General features: G+C 43.9%; 15 protein-coding genes. 2 read left to right on the top strand and 13 right to left on the bottom strand.

The window, feature by feature from the left end:
- Positions 1–9: 9 nt before the first annotated feature.
- From DDT52_RS16265 to DDT52_RS16215, 11 genes are all read right to left on the bottom strand, one after another.
- Positions 10–291, bottom strand: coding sequence for a TrbC/VirB2 family protein (locus DDT52_RS16265; RefSeq protein WP_136157281.1), 282 nt, complete (start codon positions 289–291; stop codon positions 10–12).
- The gene (locus DDT52_RS16260) at positions 288–953 is read right to left on the bottom strand and encodes a lytic transglycosylase domain-containing protein (protein ID WP_136157280.1); all 666 of its coding nucleotides are present in this window, start codon (positions 951–953) and stop codon (positions 288–290) included. Before DDT52_RS16260 ends, DDT52_RS16265 begins: the two co-directional genes overlap by 4 nt.
- A 103-nt stretch (positions 954–1056) precedes the next feature.
- Positions 1057–1278: a hypothetical protein gene (locus DDT52_RS16255; protein WP_136157279.1), complete on the bottom strand. Its 222-nt coding sequence runs from the start codon at positions 1276–1278 to the stop codon at positions 1057–1059.
- 444 nt (positions 1279–1722) lie between these two features.
- A complete protein-coding gene (locus tag DDT52_RS16250) occupies positions 1723–1932 on the bottom strand; it encodes a TraR/DksA family transcriptional regulator (RefSeq protein ID WP_136157278.1) in 210 nt (69 codons plus the stop codon).
- Entirely contained in the window at positions 1922–2506 is a 585-nt protein-coding gene (locus DDT52_RS16245) for a DUF2857 domain-containing protein (protein WP_136157277.1), read from the bottom strand. Before DDT52_RS16245 ends, DDT52_RS16250 begins: the two co-directional genes overlap by 11 nt.
- On the bottom strand, positions 2503–2730 hold the full coding sequence (locus tag DDT52_RS16240) for a hypothetical protein (RefSeq protein ID WP_136157276.1): 228 nt from the start codon (positions 2728–2730) through the stop codon (positions 2503–2505). The genes DDT52_RS16245 and DDT52_RS16240 overlap by 4 nt, the downstream gene beginning before the upstream one ends.
- 22 nt (positions 2731–2752) lie before the next feature.
- The gene (locus tag DDT52_RS16235; RefSeq protein WP_136157275.1) at positions 2753–2938 is read right to left on the bottom strand and encodes an AlpA family transcriptional regulator; all 186 of its coding nucleotides are present in this window, start codon (positions 2936–2938) and stop codon (positions 2753–2755) included.
- A 137-nt stretch (positions 2939–3075) separates the two neighbouring features.
- On the bottom strand, positions 3076–4008 hold the full coding sequence (locus tag DDT52_RS16230) for a hypothetical protein (protein WP_136157274.1): 933 nt from the start codon (positions 4006–4008) through the stop codon (positions 3076–3078).
- Between the two features lie 714 nt (positions 4009–4722).
- Complete coding sequence (locus DDT52_RS16225; protein ID WP_247595563.1) at positions 4723–6069, bottom strand: MFS transporter; 1347 nt, start codon at positions 6067–6069, stop codon at positions 4723–4725.
- 22 nt (positions 6070–6091) lie between these two features.
- Positions 6092–7009 carry a hydroxymethylglutaryl-CoA lyase gene (locus DDT52_RS16220; RefSeq protein ID WP_136157273.1) on the bottom strand — a complete coding sequence of 306 codons (918 nt, stop codon included), beginning with the start codon at positions 7007–7009 and terminating at the stop codon, positions 6092–6094.
- Positions 7010–7021: 12 nt separating this feature from the next.
- Complete coding sequence (locus DDT52_RS16215) at positions 7022–8236, bottom strand: CaiB/BaiF CoA transferase family protein (RefSeq protein WP_136157272.1); 1215 nt, start codon at positions 8234–8236, stop codon at positions 7022–7024.
- Between the two features lie 248 nt (positions 8237–8484).
- Between DDT52_RS16215 and DDT52_RS16210 the strand changes: the two genes are divergently transcribed.
- Both DDT52_RS16210 and DDT52_RS16205 read left to right on the top strand, forming a co-directional pair.
- Positions 8485–10395, top strand: a complete 1911-nt coding sequence (locus DDT52_RS16210; RefSeq protein WP_136157271.1) for a sigma-54-dependent Fis family transcriptional regulator — start codon at positions 8485–8487, stop codon at positions 10393–10395.
- Positions 10396–10600: 205 nt separating this feature from the next.
- The gene (locus tag DDT52_RS16205; protein ID WP_168709796.1) at positions 10601–10984 is read left to right on the top strand and encodes a YebF family protein; all 384 of its coding nucleotides are present in this window, start codon (positions 10601–10603) and stop codon (positions 10982–10984) included.
- 265 nt (positions 10985–11249) lie between these two features.
- Here the strand turns inward: DDT52_RS16205 and DDT52_RS16200 are convergent, their stop codons facing one another.
- Both DDT52_RS16200 and DDT52_RS16195 read right to left on the bottom strand, forming a co-directional pair.
- On the bottom strand, positions 11250–12611 hold the full coding sequence (locus DDT52_RS16200; RefSeq protein ID WP_247595561.1) for an MFS transporter: 1362 nt from the start codon (positions 12609–12611) through the stop codon (positions 11250–11252).
- Positions 12612–12725: 114 nt separating this feature from the next.
- Positions 12726–13607 (bottom strand): isocitrate lyase/PEP mutase family protein, encoded by an 882-nt coding sequence (locus tag DDT52_RS16195; protein WP_136157269.1) that lies wholly within the window; start codon positions 13605–13607, stop codon positions 12726–12728.
- Between the last annotated feature and the right edge of the window lie 139 nt (positions 13608–13746).

The following is a 13746-nucleotide window of genomic DNA, read 5'->3' as shown; positions in this document are numbered from 1 at the left end:
TCGTTCCTCCTACGCCGCCCAGTAGGCCCCGAAGCCCGAGGCGCCGACAATCAGGATGGCGCCGATAATGACGTTGCGCATGTCAGAAAGACTTTTGCCGTCAAAAAGCACCTTGTAGCCAATCCACATGGTGGCCAGCGTGATGGTGACGGCGGCCAGCCCCAGCAGGCCGGTGGAGGTGTTGCTCAGCGTATCGCTGGCTTTATCAAATCCGCTGTCCGCCGCCAGCACGCGGGAAGCGGGTAACAGGTAAGCTACCGCAGGCCAGTATTGACGTTTTTGCATGGTCATTTCTCCTCTTGGGTAACAGGGACGGGTAAATCGCCGCGAATAATGGCGTTGGGGTAGCGCAGTAATAGCTGCGCTGGCGTGGAGTTGTCGGCCATATCACCGCGCAGGACGGTGGCGGGATAACGCATCTCCGGCCCCGCTTTTACGGCGGCATGGCGTTGTTTATCTTCCTGTGTTGACGGGACGACGTAGCCGATACGCTGCACATAGCTGGACTGGTTAAAAGCGGGTTCCTGCTGTTGGCCGGTATCAAAATTGCCGGAGTAATAGCAACTGAGCGCGCGTTTCAGGGAGCCGCCCCGCTGGTAACAGTCGGTGAGAATGCGCTCAAAGACGGAAAGATTGATGCAGGGGTCAAGCAGGTCACCGGCGGTAACGCCATAATGGCGGAAATTGGTGCTGGTGATTTGCATCAAACCGACCGAATAGCGGCGGCCCTGTGCCGCCAGCCGTTTGACGACGCGAAGAGCGCCTGCCCTGTTATCTGGCTGGTGAGAAATAACGCCTTTGCGGCCATGGAGGTGCTCATTCTTCGGCACAATCTCCGCGATGGCGTAAGGGTTAAAACCTGATTCGACGCGGGCGACATCGAACGATGTGGACGGATGAACACTGGCGGCGCACTGCATGGCCGCCGCCAGAAAGGCAGCAGGGGAAAGCATGGTGGCCTCAGGACAGTTAGCCGGGCAACGCGCGCAGCCGTCTGGCAGAGCACGGTGCTGGGCGAGGAAAGGAACGTATCGAAGTTGATCGTGAACCCTGACGTTAACCGAGTGGAGCTTCCTGCGGGGTATCGTTATCGTCTCTGGGCTCAAGGAGTACCAGCTTGCCGGAAACGGCGATACCGGGTGTCAGCATCACGTTAAGACCGGGTTTGTCGTTATGAGCAAACGCCACGCCGACTTTTGTCCAGTACGTGGCTTTTTCACCCTGTGGATCAGGCTGGCTTTCCTGGGTGATATACACGTTATAATTGGGTTTTCGCATCTTGTTTCCCTTGAATGAATAAACAGCAGTGGATTAAATAAATGAATCACATCCCGATCCTGCATTCCGATTTCAACGGGTCAGCGAGGACATTCAGCGGCACCCTGAATTGTGGTTACGTGACAGCCCGACCCATGTTATTAAAGAGCGCATATCCGGCCCGGACGAATGAACGTTCATAAGGCCTGCCAGCGAATGATGGCGTGGTTAGGGTGCGCTTTCTGATTCAGGCGGGTAACAGTAAATTCAAACGGGAAAATAAAAGAAAAACAGCGGGGAATTAATGGTGTTTGAATTTGATTAAATACTTGAGTGAAGGGATTGTCTGAAATATTCTGGCGGATTTATTTGTATTTAAATCAATGAAAACAGGCATAGTGATTTAGGCAGATAATAAAAAGCGTGCGGATAAGAATATCGCTCCGCACGCAAGGCGTCGTATTCTCAGCGTTGACCGCGTTCAAGTGCTGTCTGGCATTCAATACAGGTTGTCACGCCCGGCAAAGTCTGACGCCGCTTATCGGGAATGGGCTTACCACACAGGCGGCAGTAGGGCAATGATGGCGTTGCTGTCGGTCTGAAACGGTTTTGTTCAATCATATCCTCCAGACGCTGTTCATTAAATTCCTGGTCACGGTCAATTTCATCCGGCATGCGATGTCCTCCTGTCCAACGCTTCTTTTTCGCAAAGCGTAATACGGTTCAAGACGGCGGTGAGGGACGGACCATTCCCCTGTGAGGACAACTCTTCAGCGATCTGCATCATGACATCCAGCGCGTCGAGCGATGCGATATTTCCCGGATGGCGTTTCTGCCATTGCCGCCAGATCTCGGCATCGGTCTCTTCATCTGGTATGGGCGTCCGGCCATGAGGGATACTGATCCCCAGCAACCGGCGACGGATGCAGACTTCATTGGAGGTGAGGCCAAAATACTGGTTCAGCAGCGCAATCGAACCGCCCAGCGTCATGGCTCGGTTAATCTGTTGCTGGCGCTGAACTTCCTGACGCGACAATGCCAGGATTTGGTGTAAAGCGTCATGATGGACAGTGACAGCCATAAATTGCGCTGATGCCCGGCTGATGATAAACAGTTCATCCAGGGACAGCTGATTGAGGGCGTTCATTTCGTCGAAAGTGAAACCCAGCGCTTCGCAGTGGCGAATGTTGCCTTCCTTAAGGGCGTGCAGGGCGTCGGTTAATACGGCGTAATTCAGTGATGGGATCATAATGACGCCTCCCCCCGCTGTTTTCCGTGAAGTCGGCGCAACAGGGGGATCAAATAAGATCCACCAAGCCGTAGAAATGTTTTCGGGAAATAACCAAACCCACGTTTTTTAATTGATGCCTTGATTTCATCGTCATTAGGATTACGGATGATTTTAGAGCTGAACTCAAAAACCATCCGCTGCTTCGGCCTGACAGGCAAAAGCGTGCCGTGATTATCTTTCATAATCATTCTCCTTTAAACGCTTTCAGCGGTTGGTCAATTTCAAGTTAATCCATTCATCAATTTCAGATTCGAGCCAGGCCACGCTGGCCGGGCCAATCTTAATTGATCGGGGAAAGGTGCCGTTGTTCATATACAGGTAGATCTGCGAGCGTTTCAGACCGGTTTTTTCTTGAACCTGCTTCAGACGTAATAACTGATGGGATGTCACGGTTTCCTCCTGTGGCAGAAATGGGATTTGCCCGGAGATTACACGACAACATATAGGCAGGGTGGAGATAAAGTTGATAAGCCCGTATTACGGGTACCATAGTCCTTAATACGGACGTTCAAAAATGCAGATAATTGTCATTGTGAGGTTGATGCCGAAACAGACGAAGGCAAACCGCGTTCAAGTGCGGTTTTTAATGTGTCGCCGCTCAAGTGGTCGGTTATACCATCATCTGATGCCCATTGTTCAAAAATGGATAGGAGCTTATAAGGTTGCCCGATTAATGGGCTAATAGCTTCATTATGTTTACAGGCAAGCCAGAATAGACGGGATAATGGTGTGGATATTCGCGATGTGGAAGGATGATTAGCCTTGCCTTTAACTAGCATGTTGATTAATTTCTCAAACTCTGTATATCGGATGACAAAACAGGCATCCCCAGGTAAATCATGAATCGGGAAGTATTTATAACAGCAATGATTGTTAATACTTTGAGATGAGATTTTATTATGAATATACGGCCTGATATTTTCGGGGAGACGCAAGAGTTGCTGTTTAATTCTATCGTTCCATGTGGATTTCTCAAATACCTGAAATAGTTCACCGGAAAGTCTTACTGAGATACCATAATTTATATCGATTGCGCCCGTTATAGGTAATGGGATGCCCAATGATCGAGCCAGTAAGCGCTGCACTAGAACATATTCATATCCTATTAATGGTGTGTCAATAACACGCATCATTGGAGAGAGGGACTCTTCCTCAGTACTGACAATTAAATTCCTTCCACGAAGAAAACAGTCTCTGTCAAGCATGCAAAATTTATGAGTATAGGAATTTTCTACTCTTCTTAATTTTAATTTTTTTTCGAATAATTTAAGCTTCTTTAATATGATGGGGGACTGAAAGTAAATGGAAAGGCATAGTTTTCTGTGCAAAGCGCAGCGATAAAAAACGCTCTCTGTTATTCTGTAATGTGTTATTTTTTTGGCTATATTGACAGCTTCTCGTATAGTAATCCAGTCTTGTATCAAAGGAGTGAATCTGGAGGGTGTGGTGCATTTTTTCATGATATTATTTCCTTCTAAATAATAAGCTTTTTAAGCTGAAAATCGCAATTGGTAATTGGTAATTGGTCATTGGTAATAGGTGTTTGTAATCTCGATATTAATTTTTTTGTGAGGAACGATTTTATGTAATTGCAATCTAACCGATCTAAAAATTTGAAGAAGTAGGAGTAGTTGGATAATATGCAAAGATGCTGCAATCGAGGAAATTATATTTATCAATGTGAATAGATGAATGTTCAAGCATGTCTATATTAAATTAGACTGTTGTTTGTTTCTATTTTTAATCATCCACTAATATTATTATTATTTAATTTTGATTTTCGTCTATGATTTACAATTAACTTTGATAAAAATGGTGTAGAGGTGGATGTTAAAATATGTAAATTTTAATTTTACTGATAGATTATCAATAAATATATATTTAGGAGCTGGCACCAATTGATGCCGCCATTATTAACTAAAATCCGTGCATCTGGCAGAGGGGCACCGATGCGGCATGTTGCTCTGGGGGCGATTCAGGTGACGGATACTATCGGTATTTGTGGAATGCTGTTTACGTGCCGTCTGATGAAACACAGGAACTTTACCTGCGGGCCGGGTTTGAACCTTCGTTAATTGATCCAATGATGTGATGATGATATTGGGGGATTTGGTCGGCGTACTCTATAGTTTTGGGGAATCGACGAAAGGGGGCCTGAATGGCCCCATGGAAGATTAGCCGTAAACGACTTTCACATTTTTAGCTAAAGGCTCGACCACACTTGATACCAACAGGAAACACAGAACACAAAATCCTGTCATCATCATGAAAACAGTATTCCAGTTATAAGCATCAAGGATCGCTCCAACAATAAGAGGCATACACATTCCACCGAGCTGTCCCCCCATGTTGATTACGCTATAAGCTACAGGGTATGTTTCTTTGTCCGCGCGCTCCATCGCGTATACGGAATAGGCTGAATAGCCAAGGGCCAGCATCAGACCGAGGATGAATAGCATGAATGCTAATATATACTTGCTTTCCGGTGCATAGACCAATGAGTACATAGTGAAGATAGTCGCGCCGGCGCTGAGTAGCATTAGCGGCTTACGCCTCTTATTCAACAATCTATCGGATAGCCATCCTCCGAAAAAGTTTCCTAAGACACTCCCCAGAAAAGGAGATGCCGCTAATAGTGCGGAACTGGTAAGATCAAACCCCCTCTCTGTTATTAAATATTTTGGTAGCCACGACATAAGAACACTGACAATACCCACCATTGAAAAATAACCTAAAGCAACACCGTAGATATCCCAGCACCGAAAAACTTCTTTCGATGTTGAAAGTTCAACAACCTGTTTAGTCCGGATAAGCTTATCAAGCCAACAGTATTTAAACTCAGTAGTCTTATGGCCAGTCGACGTATCTGCACTCTTTTCAGGGTAGTTGTCACGAATATAGGCAACTTCTTTTTTGTTAACGTATCTGCTTTCTTCAGGTTTGTTCCTTACCATAAAATACCAGAAGATAGAAAGCAAAATACCCGGTATGGCGAAAAAAACAAAAATATATCGCCATCCTAATGTCATAATAATCCATGCGCAAATAGGAGGTACAATTAATGGACCCACCTTCGAACCCGCAAGGAATAAGCCTGTTGCAGTCCCTTTTTCCTTGGCGGGAAACCACTGATTAATTGTAACCGTGGAACCTATTACCACCGGCGATTCGCTTACGCCGACTAAAAATCTGAGCATTTTTAATATGAATATATTATTCACAATGCCCATCATGCCAGTGAAAATGGACGTTAGCAGCATACCAAGCGTGAAGGCGTTTCGCATCCCAATTTTTTTAATCAAAAATCCAGCAGGAATTTGGAAAAAAGAATATCCGGCAAAAAAAAGGCTGATCAAAAGACCCGCCATAGTATTTGACATATGGAATTCTTCTTGAATAAATGGAATCGCAAAACCTATATTCGCACGGTCGGCATTGGCAATGGTATAGATAATGAAGATAAAGCTCATTACCCACCATCTGTAATGAGACCTTTTTGTATTGTCAGAGGTAATGTTCATGTTAGTTATCCCAGAGAGTTATTTATATTTTTGCACTACAAAAGTCGAACTCACTATAGGTTCTTGCACGGGATAGACTACTTAGTAAATTGGGCTCGATATGGTCACGAACTGTTTTTACTACGACAAGCAATCGTTCAAGTGAAATGCCGGTTTGTAAGCCCATCCGATTAAACATATTGACTGCGTCTTCAGTGCCTGCGTTACCCGCTGCCCCGGGAGCAAATGGACATCCGCCAAGGCCGCCGACGGCCGTTTCAAATCGAGTGATGCCCGATTGCAGGCCTGCCATCATATTTGCTAAAGCCATACCATGCGTATTGTGCATATGGAGTCCAATATCCATAGACGGGAATTTTTGGCTAATGGCTTGTAAAATATGTGTCGTTTGGAACGGGTTCGCTACACCGATGGTATCGCATAAGGTCAAGGCTTTAATCTCATGGTCGTCTGCAAATTTAATAATATCAAGCAAGCTGACTGAGCTGGTCTCACCGATAAATGGACAACCAAAAACGGTGGCCAGCGACAGCGTAATGTTCAATTCAGGAAATTCATGTCGAATTTTATACAGATCATCTAAAGATTCCTGATGCGTTCTGTTAATATTAGCTCTGTTGTGCTCAGGGCTTACGGAGACAACATAATTTATATTCCTGATACCTGCGTCATAAACTAACTGAGCTCCGCGTATATTAGGAACTAAAACATAAGGGGTAATGTTTTTATAACGGCCTAAAACATAGGCGATGACTTCTTTAGAGTCAGCCAGCTGAGGAATGGCTTTAGGACTCACCATGGAAGTTATTTCGATTTTTTTAATTCCGGTTTCAACTAATTGATCAATGATCTTTATTTTTAAATCCGTAGGGATAGGGGTTTTTATGTTCTGAAAACCATCTCGGGGTCCCACTTCAGTAATGTGAATAAATTTTGACATGTGAACGATTCCTTAAAGTATTCCGTTATTGATTAATTCATCAATTTTTTCATCAGAGTAATTAAAAAACTCTTTTAAAATTTCATAATTATGCTGCCCGAGCGTAGGTGCCGGCGTTCTTATCGTCGCTTTTTTATTGGTGAATTTTACCTGATTGCCGGTTAATGTTGTTTTACCCGCCACCGGATGTTCAATATCGACAAACATCTCCCTGGCTACCGCAATATGTGGATCTTTAGTAACACGATCGATGGTATTGATAGGCGCTGACGGTATTCCCGCCGCTAGTAAGAGCTCAACTATCTGGTCAATGGATAAATCTCGGGTCCATGATTCGATAATAGACTTGAGTTCGGCATGATGTTCAACACGCTTAATATTGGAGCTGAATTTTTCATCGTCCAAACTGTGGATTTGGATTGTGTCCTTTAATAGTCCAAACAGTTTGTCATTGCCACAGGCAATAATTACATAGCCGTCATTCGCCTGGAATGAATCATAAGGATAGATTGATTCATAACGGTTTCCGATACGGGTCGGTATTCTTCCTGAACACAAATAAATAATGTTGATGATTTCTAATGATGACACCATCGAATCGACCAGGGAGACATCGACTTTGTCGCCAACCCCCGTCTTCAATCGGTTTATATAGGCGGCCAGTACGCCAATAGCGCAGCTCATACCGCCAACAACGTCTGCAATGGCCGTACCGGTACGGGTAGGGGGCGTATCGGGCCAACCCGTTGTACTCATGAGGCCGCTCATCGCCTGGCCAATAATGTCATAACCGGCCCGTTTAGAGTAGGGACCTGTATGTCCAAAACCCGACACGGCCCCGTAAATAATCGCCGGATTTATTTTTTTGAGATCTTCATATCCCAGTCCCAGTTTTTCCATCACGCCGGGTCGATAATTTTCTAAGACAATGTCGCTTTTTTTAACCAAGTCCAGAAAGATTTGTCGACCTTCGTCAGATTTTAAATTGAGAGTAATACCGCGCTTATTTCGGTTGAGATTCATGAAATAAGCACTTTCGCCATTAATTTGTGGCGCGTTAGCGCGTGAATCATCACCCTTGCCAGGCAATTCAATTTTTATTACGTCAGCGCCAAAATCAGCGAACATCATGCCGCAATATGGGCCTGCTAATACTCGTGTTAGATCCAGAATGCGTACGCCGCTCATTACTCCGAACTGCTTTTTTACTCCGAACTGCTTTTCCATCTTAAATTCCTTCTACGATTACATTGACAATATGGATATTGGGTAAAGGTGGTTTTTGTTACACAGATAAAAGATTACAAATTCCATGCCAAAAAAAATCAGGCAACGTATATAGTTTAATTTATTGATATATAAGGGATTAATTTTTATTCTGTGAATAATGCCATTATGTTGATTTGTATCAATTGTGAAAATCATATCATTTATGATATATATAATAATTATATTAAGTGACCTAGGGAATCTCTATGCCTTCTAAAACTCTTCCTAATTTAGCCCTCATTACTCCCTATCCGAGTCTCAGCACAATCGTCACGGAACAATGTGTCGGGTTGTTTAATTGTCATGTTTATCATGGCAGTTTGGGTAAAGCGTCTAACATTGCTAAAAATCTTGATCCTGAACTTTACGATGTTATTATGAGTCGTGGCGGAACGGCGGATTATATTGAGAAATCCACTTCTATCCCGGTTGTTCGTATCATCACTTCCGCAGCGGATTTACTAAAATCGCTTATTCCTCTCAAAAATAATCGGAAAAAAATAGCTTTTTTCAATTATAAAAACTATTTGCCCGATGTCGATTTAGTGGCTCAGGCATTAAATGTAGTTATTGATGAATTCATTTTTTCAACGGAACAGGATATTAACGAAAATCTTAAAAGATGCCATGAGGAAAACTATCAAACTATTATCGGGGGTAGTCCGGCTGCAAAAATTGCGCAGCAATACAATATGGAATGTATCCTTATCGAAAATGGCGTTGAATCGGTAAACAGTTCTTTAAGGGAAGCACTGGCAATCGTTGAAACGACGAAACGTAAGCAAATGCATATGGCGCGGCTCGAAATGATATTATCTTCTATTACAGAAGGTATCATCGTCACTAATGAAAATAATGCGGTGCAATACTTCAATAAAGCCGCGCAAAAAATATTTGATATAGACGAAAGCCAAATCATTGGCAAGCAAGTTGATACCGTTATCAAAAATACACGAATCAATCAGGTTTTGCTTTCTAAGTCACCAGAAATTCGAGATATCCAGGAAATCGGCAATACCTCTATTATTACTAGTCGGGTTCCCATTCTTATGGGTAATCAATGTATTGGCGTTGTTTGCTCGTTTACCGATACGCCCCAGATACAACGTGTTGAGCGTAAAATCCGCGGTAAGATGATAAAGAAAGGATTTACGGCTAAATATACTTTTTCTGATATCATAACCACTAGTACGGGTATGCGTGATATTATACAATTGGCTCAAATTTATTCTAAAACTCATTCTCCAGTCATGATTCACGGGGAATCCGGCACGGGAAAAGAACTGTTTGCCCAAAGCATTCATAATTACAGCTTGAGGAAAAACGGTCCTTTTGTTGCAATAAACTGTGCCGCGATACCCGAAAATTTACTTGAAAGTGAATTATTCGGTTACGAGGGAGGTTCCTTTACGGGAGCTAAAAGAGAGGGAAAGGAAGGTTTAATAGAATTAGCACATGAAGGAACATTATTTTTAGATGAAATAGGTGAACTACCACTTTCCATTCAAAGCCGTCTATTACGTGTACTGCAGGAATATGAAATCATGCGGATTGGCGGGAAGGACCTTATCCCGGTTGACGTCAGAATAATTGGCGCCACCAATCGATCGCTTGATGATATGTCGAATGCCGGCACCTTCAGAAGCGATCTCTACTATCGGTTGAATGTGTTACCGCTAACCATCCCCCCTCTACGCCACCGTGTTGGTGATGTGGAATATTTGGCAAGAGGGTTTTTGAAAGAATCCCATTCAGAGCAGCAAGTGCAAAATTTTTTAGATGTATTTTCTTCATATCCATGGCCAGGAAATGTCCGCGAACTCAAATTTATTTTAGAGCGTTTGTCTTTATTATCGACGGGATTTCCTGAATCTTCTTGGTTTGAAATATTAGAGCTTACTGGTTTTAAGATAAAGGATCTTAATAACAACCCCAAAGATAGCAAAGCTATAGCAGTGAATCTTAATATAAAACAATTGAAAGGTATTGTGAGGGATATAGAGCGGCAAATAATTTCATTTTATTTGAAACTTTATAATAATGATCAAGAGAAAGTGGCAACTAAACTGGGAATCAGCAAGATGAGTATGTGGCGTAAGTTGAAAGATAGTGAATAATTGAGCCATCATGGCTAATATATATGATATTGTCTTTAATAATGCCTTTGACCTGGCCCAATCCCGCAGTTATGCGCCATTCAGTAACAGAATTCCTGAATGGTATTGTCATCCCCCTATACTTTGAGCAAGGTGATTTTTATCCCTTTTACTTTATGCTTTAATGTCACACGAAAGTGGGGTTTTTTATAGTGTGGAGAGTACCATGATAAAAATTTTCCCTTACAGACCCAAAGATGTTTCCGGTTTATGGCCTTTGCTGGCCTGCGTAATGACATTCACTGCCTATGGTGCCAATCAAAACCCCGGTTGTGATATGACGAAGAAAAATGAGGTCATCCAGCAAATAAAACATGATTTTATTAATCATCGAATGCCTCGCTGGAACAAAACGGCTAAACAACTTGGCACGGTAAGACCGAACTTGATAATGCGTGACAACGAGTTCGCTATCGAAAATGGCGCCTATTTCTTGCCTTTTACGGCCGTTGGGCCTAAAGACAATATGGTTTTTTTCGGCATTGTAGATTGTCGTTCAGGACAAGAAGAATATTCGGTAGATAATACGCACAAGCACAGTCGAAAATAATGCACATTAAGGAAATATCCTGGGGCCTAATGACGACTGGCCTTTTGGAACACCATTATAGTTACCCCTTTTTGTCAAAAATATCGACTGGTAAAAGACATAACATTCTTCCTGATTATGACTGGATCAAATTCGGGGAAAGGGCCTGGTTTTGAACTGCGCTAGGTAGGTCATCCCGGGATTTTCGACTCCGCATCATGGACATGGGAACAGCTGGTTATAGGGGCGACGCTACGCCCCTATACGCTATGGATAAAGCGGTATGTTAGTGCGTGACTTCATGGCCTGTTGCCAGCGGCCGGTCTATTGCCCTTTTTTGTCCGTCAGATAATGGCTCTGTTATTGAGCAGACAAACAGCAGACATAATACGGCAGCCACCGATAGGGTGAGAAAAACCATGCTCCAGTTATAATGATCCAGTATCATGCCAACGATAAAAGGCATACACATGCCTCCCAATTGTCCGCCCATATTGATTATGCCATAGGCAATGGGGTACGTTTTTTTATCTACTCTTCCCATTGCGTATACTGAGAATGCCGAGTATCCCAAACCCAAGAACAGGCCGGTAGTAAAAAAAAGTACGGTCAGGATTAATTGGGTGGTGGGTGCATTCACGATAAGCAGCATGGATACAATAGTGGTAATCGCACTGACCATCATCATGGGTTTGCGGCGTTTTCCCAACAGGTTATCCGATACCCACCCACCAAACAAATTGCCGCAAAGCGTGCCGACAAAAGGTGCCGCCGCCAGGTAAGCGGAGTTTATCATCGAGAACCCTTGCTCTTGGAGGAGATACTTGGGTAGCCATGACATCAATACGCCGACAGTCCCGACCATGAAAAAGTAACCCAAAGCGGCGCCGTAAATATCCCAACATCTGAAGCACTGGCGTGAACTGGTAAGGAGTTCGGTATGTCGGGCTCTAATGACCTTATCCAACCAAGCCGCTTTGTACTCTCTGACCTTTTTGATTTTTTTTGCTGAAACGCCGCTGCGGATATAATCAAGTTCCTGCCGGGATACAAATCTACTTTTCTCCGGATTATTATTGATCATAACAATCCAAAGTAAAGCAAGAACAACCCCCGGAATACTGAAAAATATAAAGATATAGCGCCAGTCGAAATTCATCAATATCCAGGCGCTGATTAATGGAACGACTAGCGGCCCCATATTGGAACTAGCCAGGAAAATACCGGTTGCCGTTCCTTTCTCCCTCTCCGGGAACCAATTATTGATAGTTACGGTAGACCCGATTACCACGGCTGCTTCACTAACACCTACCAGAAACCGCAGGATATTCAAGTGTGCAATTGAATCGGCTAGGCCCATTAAACCGGTACAGATGGCGGTCGTAAGAATACCGAGGGTATAAATTTGCCTGACGCCGAATTTCTTTATCAGAAATCCGGCCGGGATTTGCATTATGGCATATCCAGCAAAGAATAAACTGACCAGTAGGCCACCCTGGGTATTATCCAGGTTGAATTCTTTTTGCATAAGGGGCAAAGCAAAACCAATATTTGCTCGGTCGGCATATTCTACAGTATAAACGACAAAGATGAGGGTCATCACCCACCAATGAAAATGGGGTATTTTAAAATTCCTTAACGTGCTCATTTCAACCTCAACCTTAATAAATAGGATAAACAGAGGGTCTTTTTATGTCCTTCGCAAGAATGACAGACAGAGAAATGCTTGGTCTCCGTCTGTAAATCCTTATTTCTTTAATTGTCAGTAATTAGCTTTACGACCTGTTTTGTATTTTTCTTCCGCGAGACGAATTTCCGGCAATCCTACTAACCGGTTAAACTCTTCGAAAGGGATCATCTTGGGAAGGAAGTTTTCGGTGGTGCCGTACTGTTTTAATGTTTTCATTAATTCCGTTACGGCGTAAGCTTCGGCATATACCGAAGCGACACAAAAGATGACTAGCCGATAACCGATTTCCTGCAGCTTTGGCGCCGGCAATAAAGGCGTCCGGCCATGTTCAAGCATATTCGCCAGCACCGGTACGTTGAAACTCCGGGTCACAATCCGCATCTCTTCTTCCGATTCCACAGATTCGATAAAAAGCACATCCGCCCCGGCTTGCTCATAGGCCTTGCCGCGGCGAATGGCCTCATCCAGACCATAGTTTGTCCGGGCATCGGTCCGGGCCATAATCAGCATATCGCCCCGGCGGGCATCGCATGCCGCCTGTATTTTCCCCACCATTTCCTCTAGCGGGACAACTTCACGGCCCAGCATATGACCGCATTTTTTCGGCGCAACCTGATCTTCAAGCTGCATCATGGCCACCCCGGCATCCTCATACAAACGCGTCGTGCGGATGACATTAATGGCATTGCCAAAACCGGTATCCGCATCGGCTATCACAGGAATATTAACCCGATCAACAATATTCCTGGCGCGCGTCGCCATTTCAACCTGCGTCAGCAGGCCGACATCGGGCTGTCCCAGAATACTGGCGGCCGAACCATAACCGGTCATATAAACAGCTTCAAAGCCTACGTCTTCAATAATCTTTGCGGTAAGGACATCATGCGCGCCGGGGGCAATCAGGATGTCTTTCTGTGAGAGCCTGTTTTTCAGCTTGCTACCCATTCCAGTCATATTGCTTTCCTTTCCTGTCTCTAGAGTGATATTGGTAAATAAAATGATTAATCGTCAGACATATAACGCATGACTCATGCCAACATATGAAGATATGAGGATTTTTTTTAACTTATTGTAATAAAGCCATTTTATTAAA

Source organism: Brenneria roseae subsp. roseae (genome assembly GCF_003115845.1).
GTDB lineage: Bacteria > Pseudomonadota > Gammaproteobacteria > Enterobacterales > Enterobacteriaceae > Brenneria > Brenneria roseae.
This window is presented reverse-complemented; position numbering and strand designations above follow the sequence as displayed.

Excerpts from the sequence above, each read along its gene's own strand:
- DDT52_RS16265 (WP_136157281.1), bottom strand. The coding sequence starts at position 291 with ATGACCATGCAAAAACGTCAATACTGGCCTGCGGTAGCTTACCTGTTA.
- DDT52_RS16260 (WP_136157280.1), bottom strand. The coding sequence starts at position 953 with ATGCTTTCCCCTGCTGCCTTTCTGGCGGCGGCCATGCAGTGCGCCGCC.
- DDT52_RS16255 (WP_136157279.1), bottom strand. The coding sequence starts at position 1,278 with ATGCGAAAACCCAATTATAACGTGTATATCACCCAGGAAAGCCAGCCT.
- DDT52_RS16250 (WP_136157278.1), bottom strand. The coding sequence starts at position 1,932 with ATGCCGGATGAAATTGACCGTGACCAGGAATTTAATGAACAGCGTCTG.
- DDT52_RS16245 (WP_136157277.1), bottom strand. The coding sequence starts at position 2,506 with ATGATCCCATCACTGAATTACGCCGTATTAACCGACGCCCTGCACGCC.
- DDT52_RS16240 (WP_136157276.1), bottom strand. The coding sequence starts at position 2,730 with ATGAAAGATAATCACGGCACGCTTTTGCCTGTCAGGCCGAAGCAGCGG.
- DDT52_RS16230 (WP_136157274.1), bottom strand. The coding sequence starts at position 4,008 with ATGAAAAAATGCACCACACCCTCCAGATTCACTCCTTTGATACAAGAC.
- DDT52_RS16225 (WP_247595563.1), bottom strand. The coding sequence starts at position 6,069 with ATGAACATTACCTCTGACAATACAAAAAGGTCTCATTACAGATGGTGG.
- DDT52_RS16220 (WP_136157273.1), bottom strand. The coding sequence starts at position 7,009 with ATGTCAAAATTTATTCACATTACTGAAGTGGGACCCCGAGATGGTTTT.
- DDT52_RS16215 (WP_136157272.1), bottom strand. The coding sequence starts at position 8,236 with ATGGAAAAGCAGTTCGGAGTAAAAAAGCAGTTCGGAGTAATGAGCGGC.
- DDT52_RS16210 (WP_136157271.1), top strand. The coding sequence starts at position 8,485 with ATGCCTTCTAAAACTCTTCCTAATTTAGCCCTCATTACTCCCTATCCG.
- DDT52_RS16205 (WP_168709796.1), top strand. The coding sequence starts at position 10,601 with ATGATAAAAATTTTCCCTTACAGACCCAAAGATGTTTCCGGTTTATGG.
- DDT52_RS16200 (WP_247595561.1), bottom strand. The coding sequence starts at position 12,611 with ATGAGCACGTTAAGGAATTTTAAAATACCCCATTTTCATTGGTGGGTG.
- DDT52_RS16195 (WP_136157269.1), bottom strand. The coding sequence starts at position 13,607 with ATGACTGGAATGGGTAGCAAGCTGAAAAACAGGCTCTCACAGAAAGAC.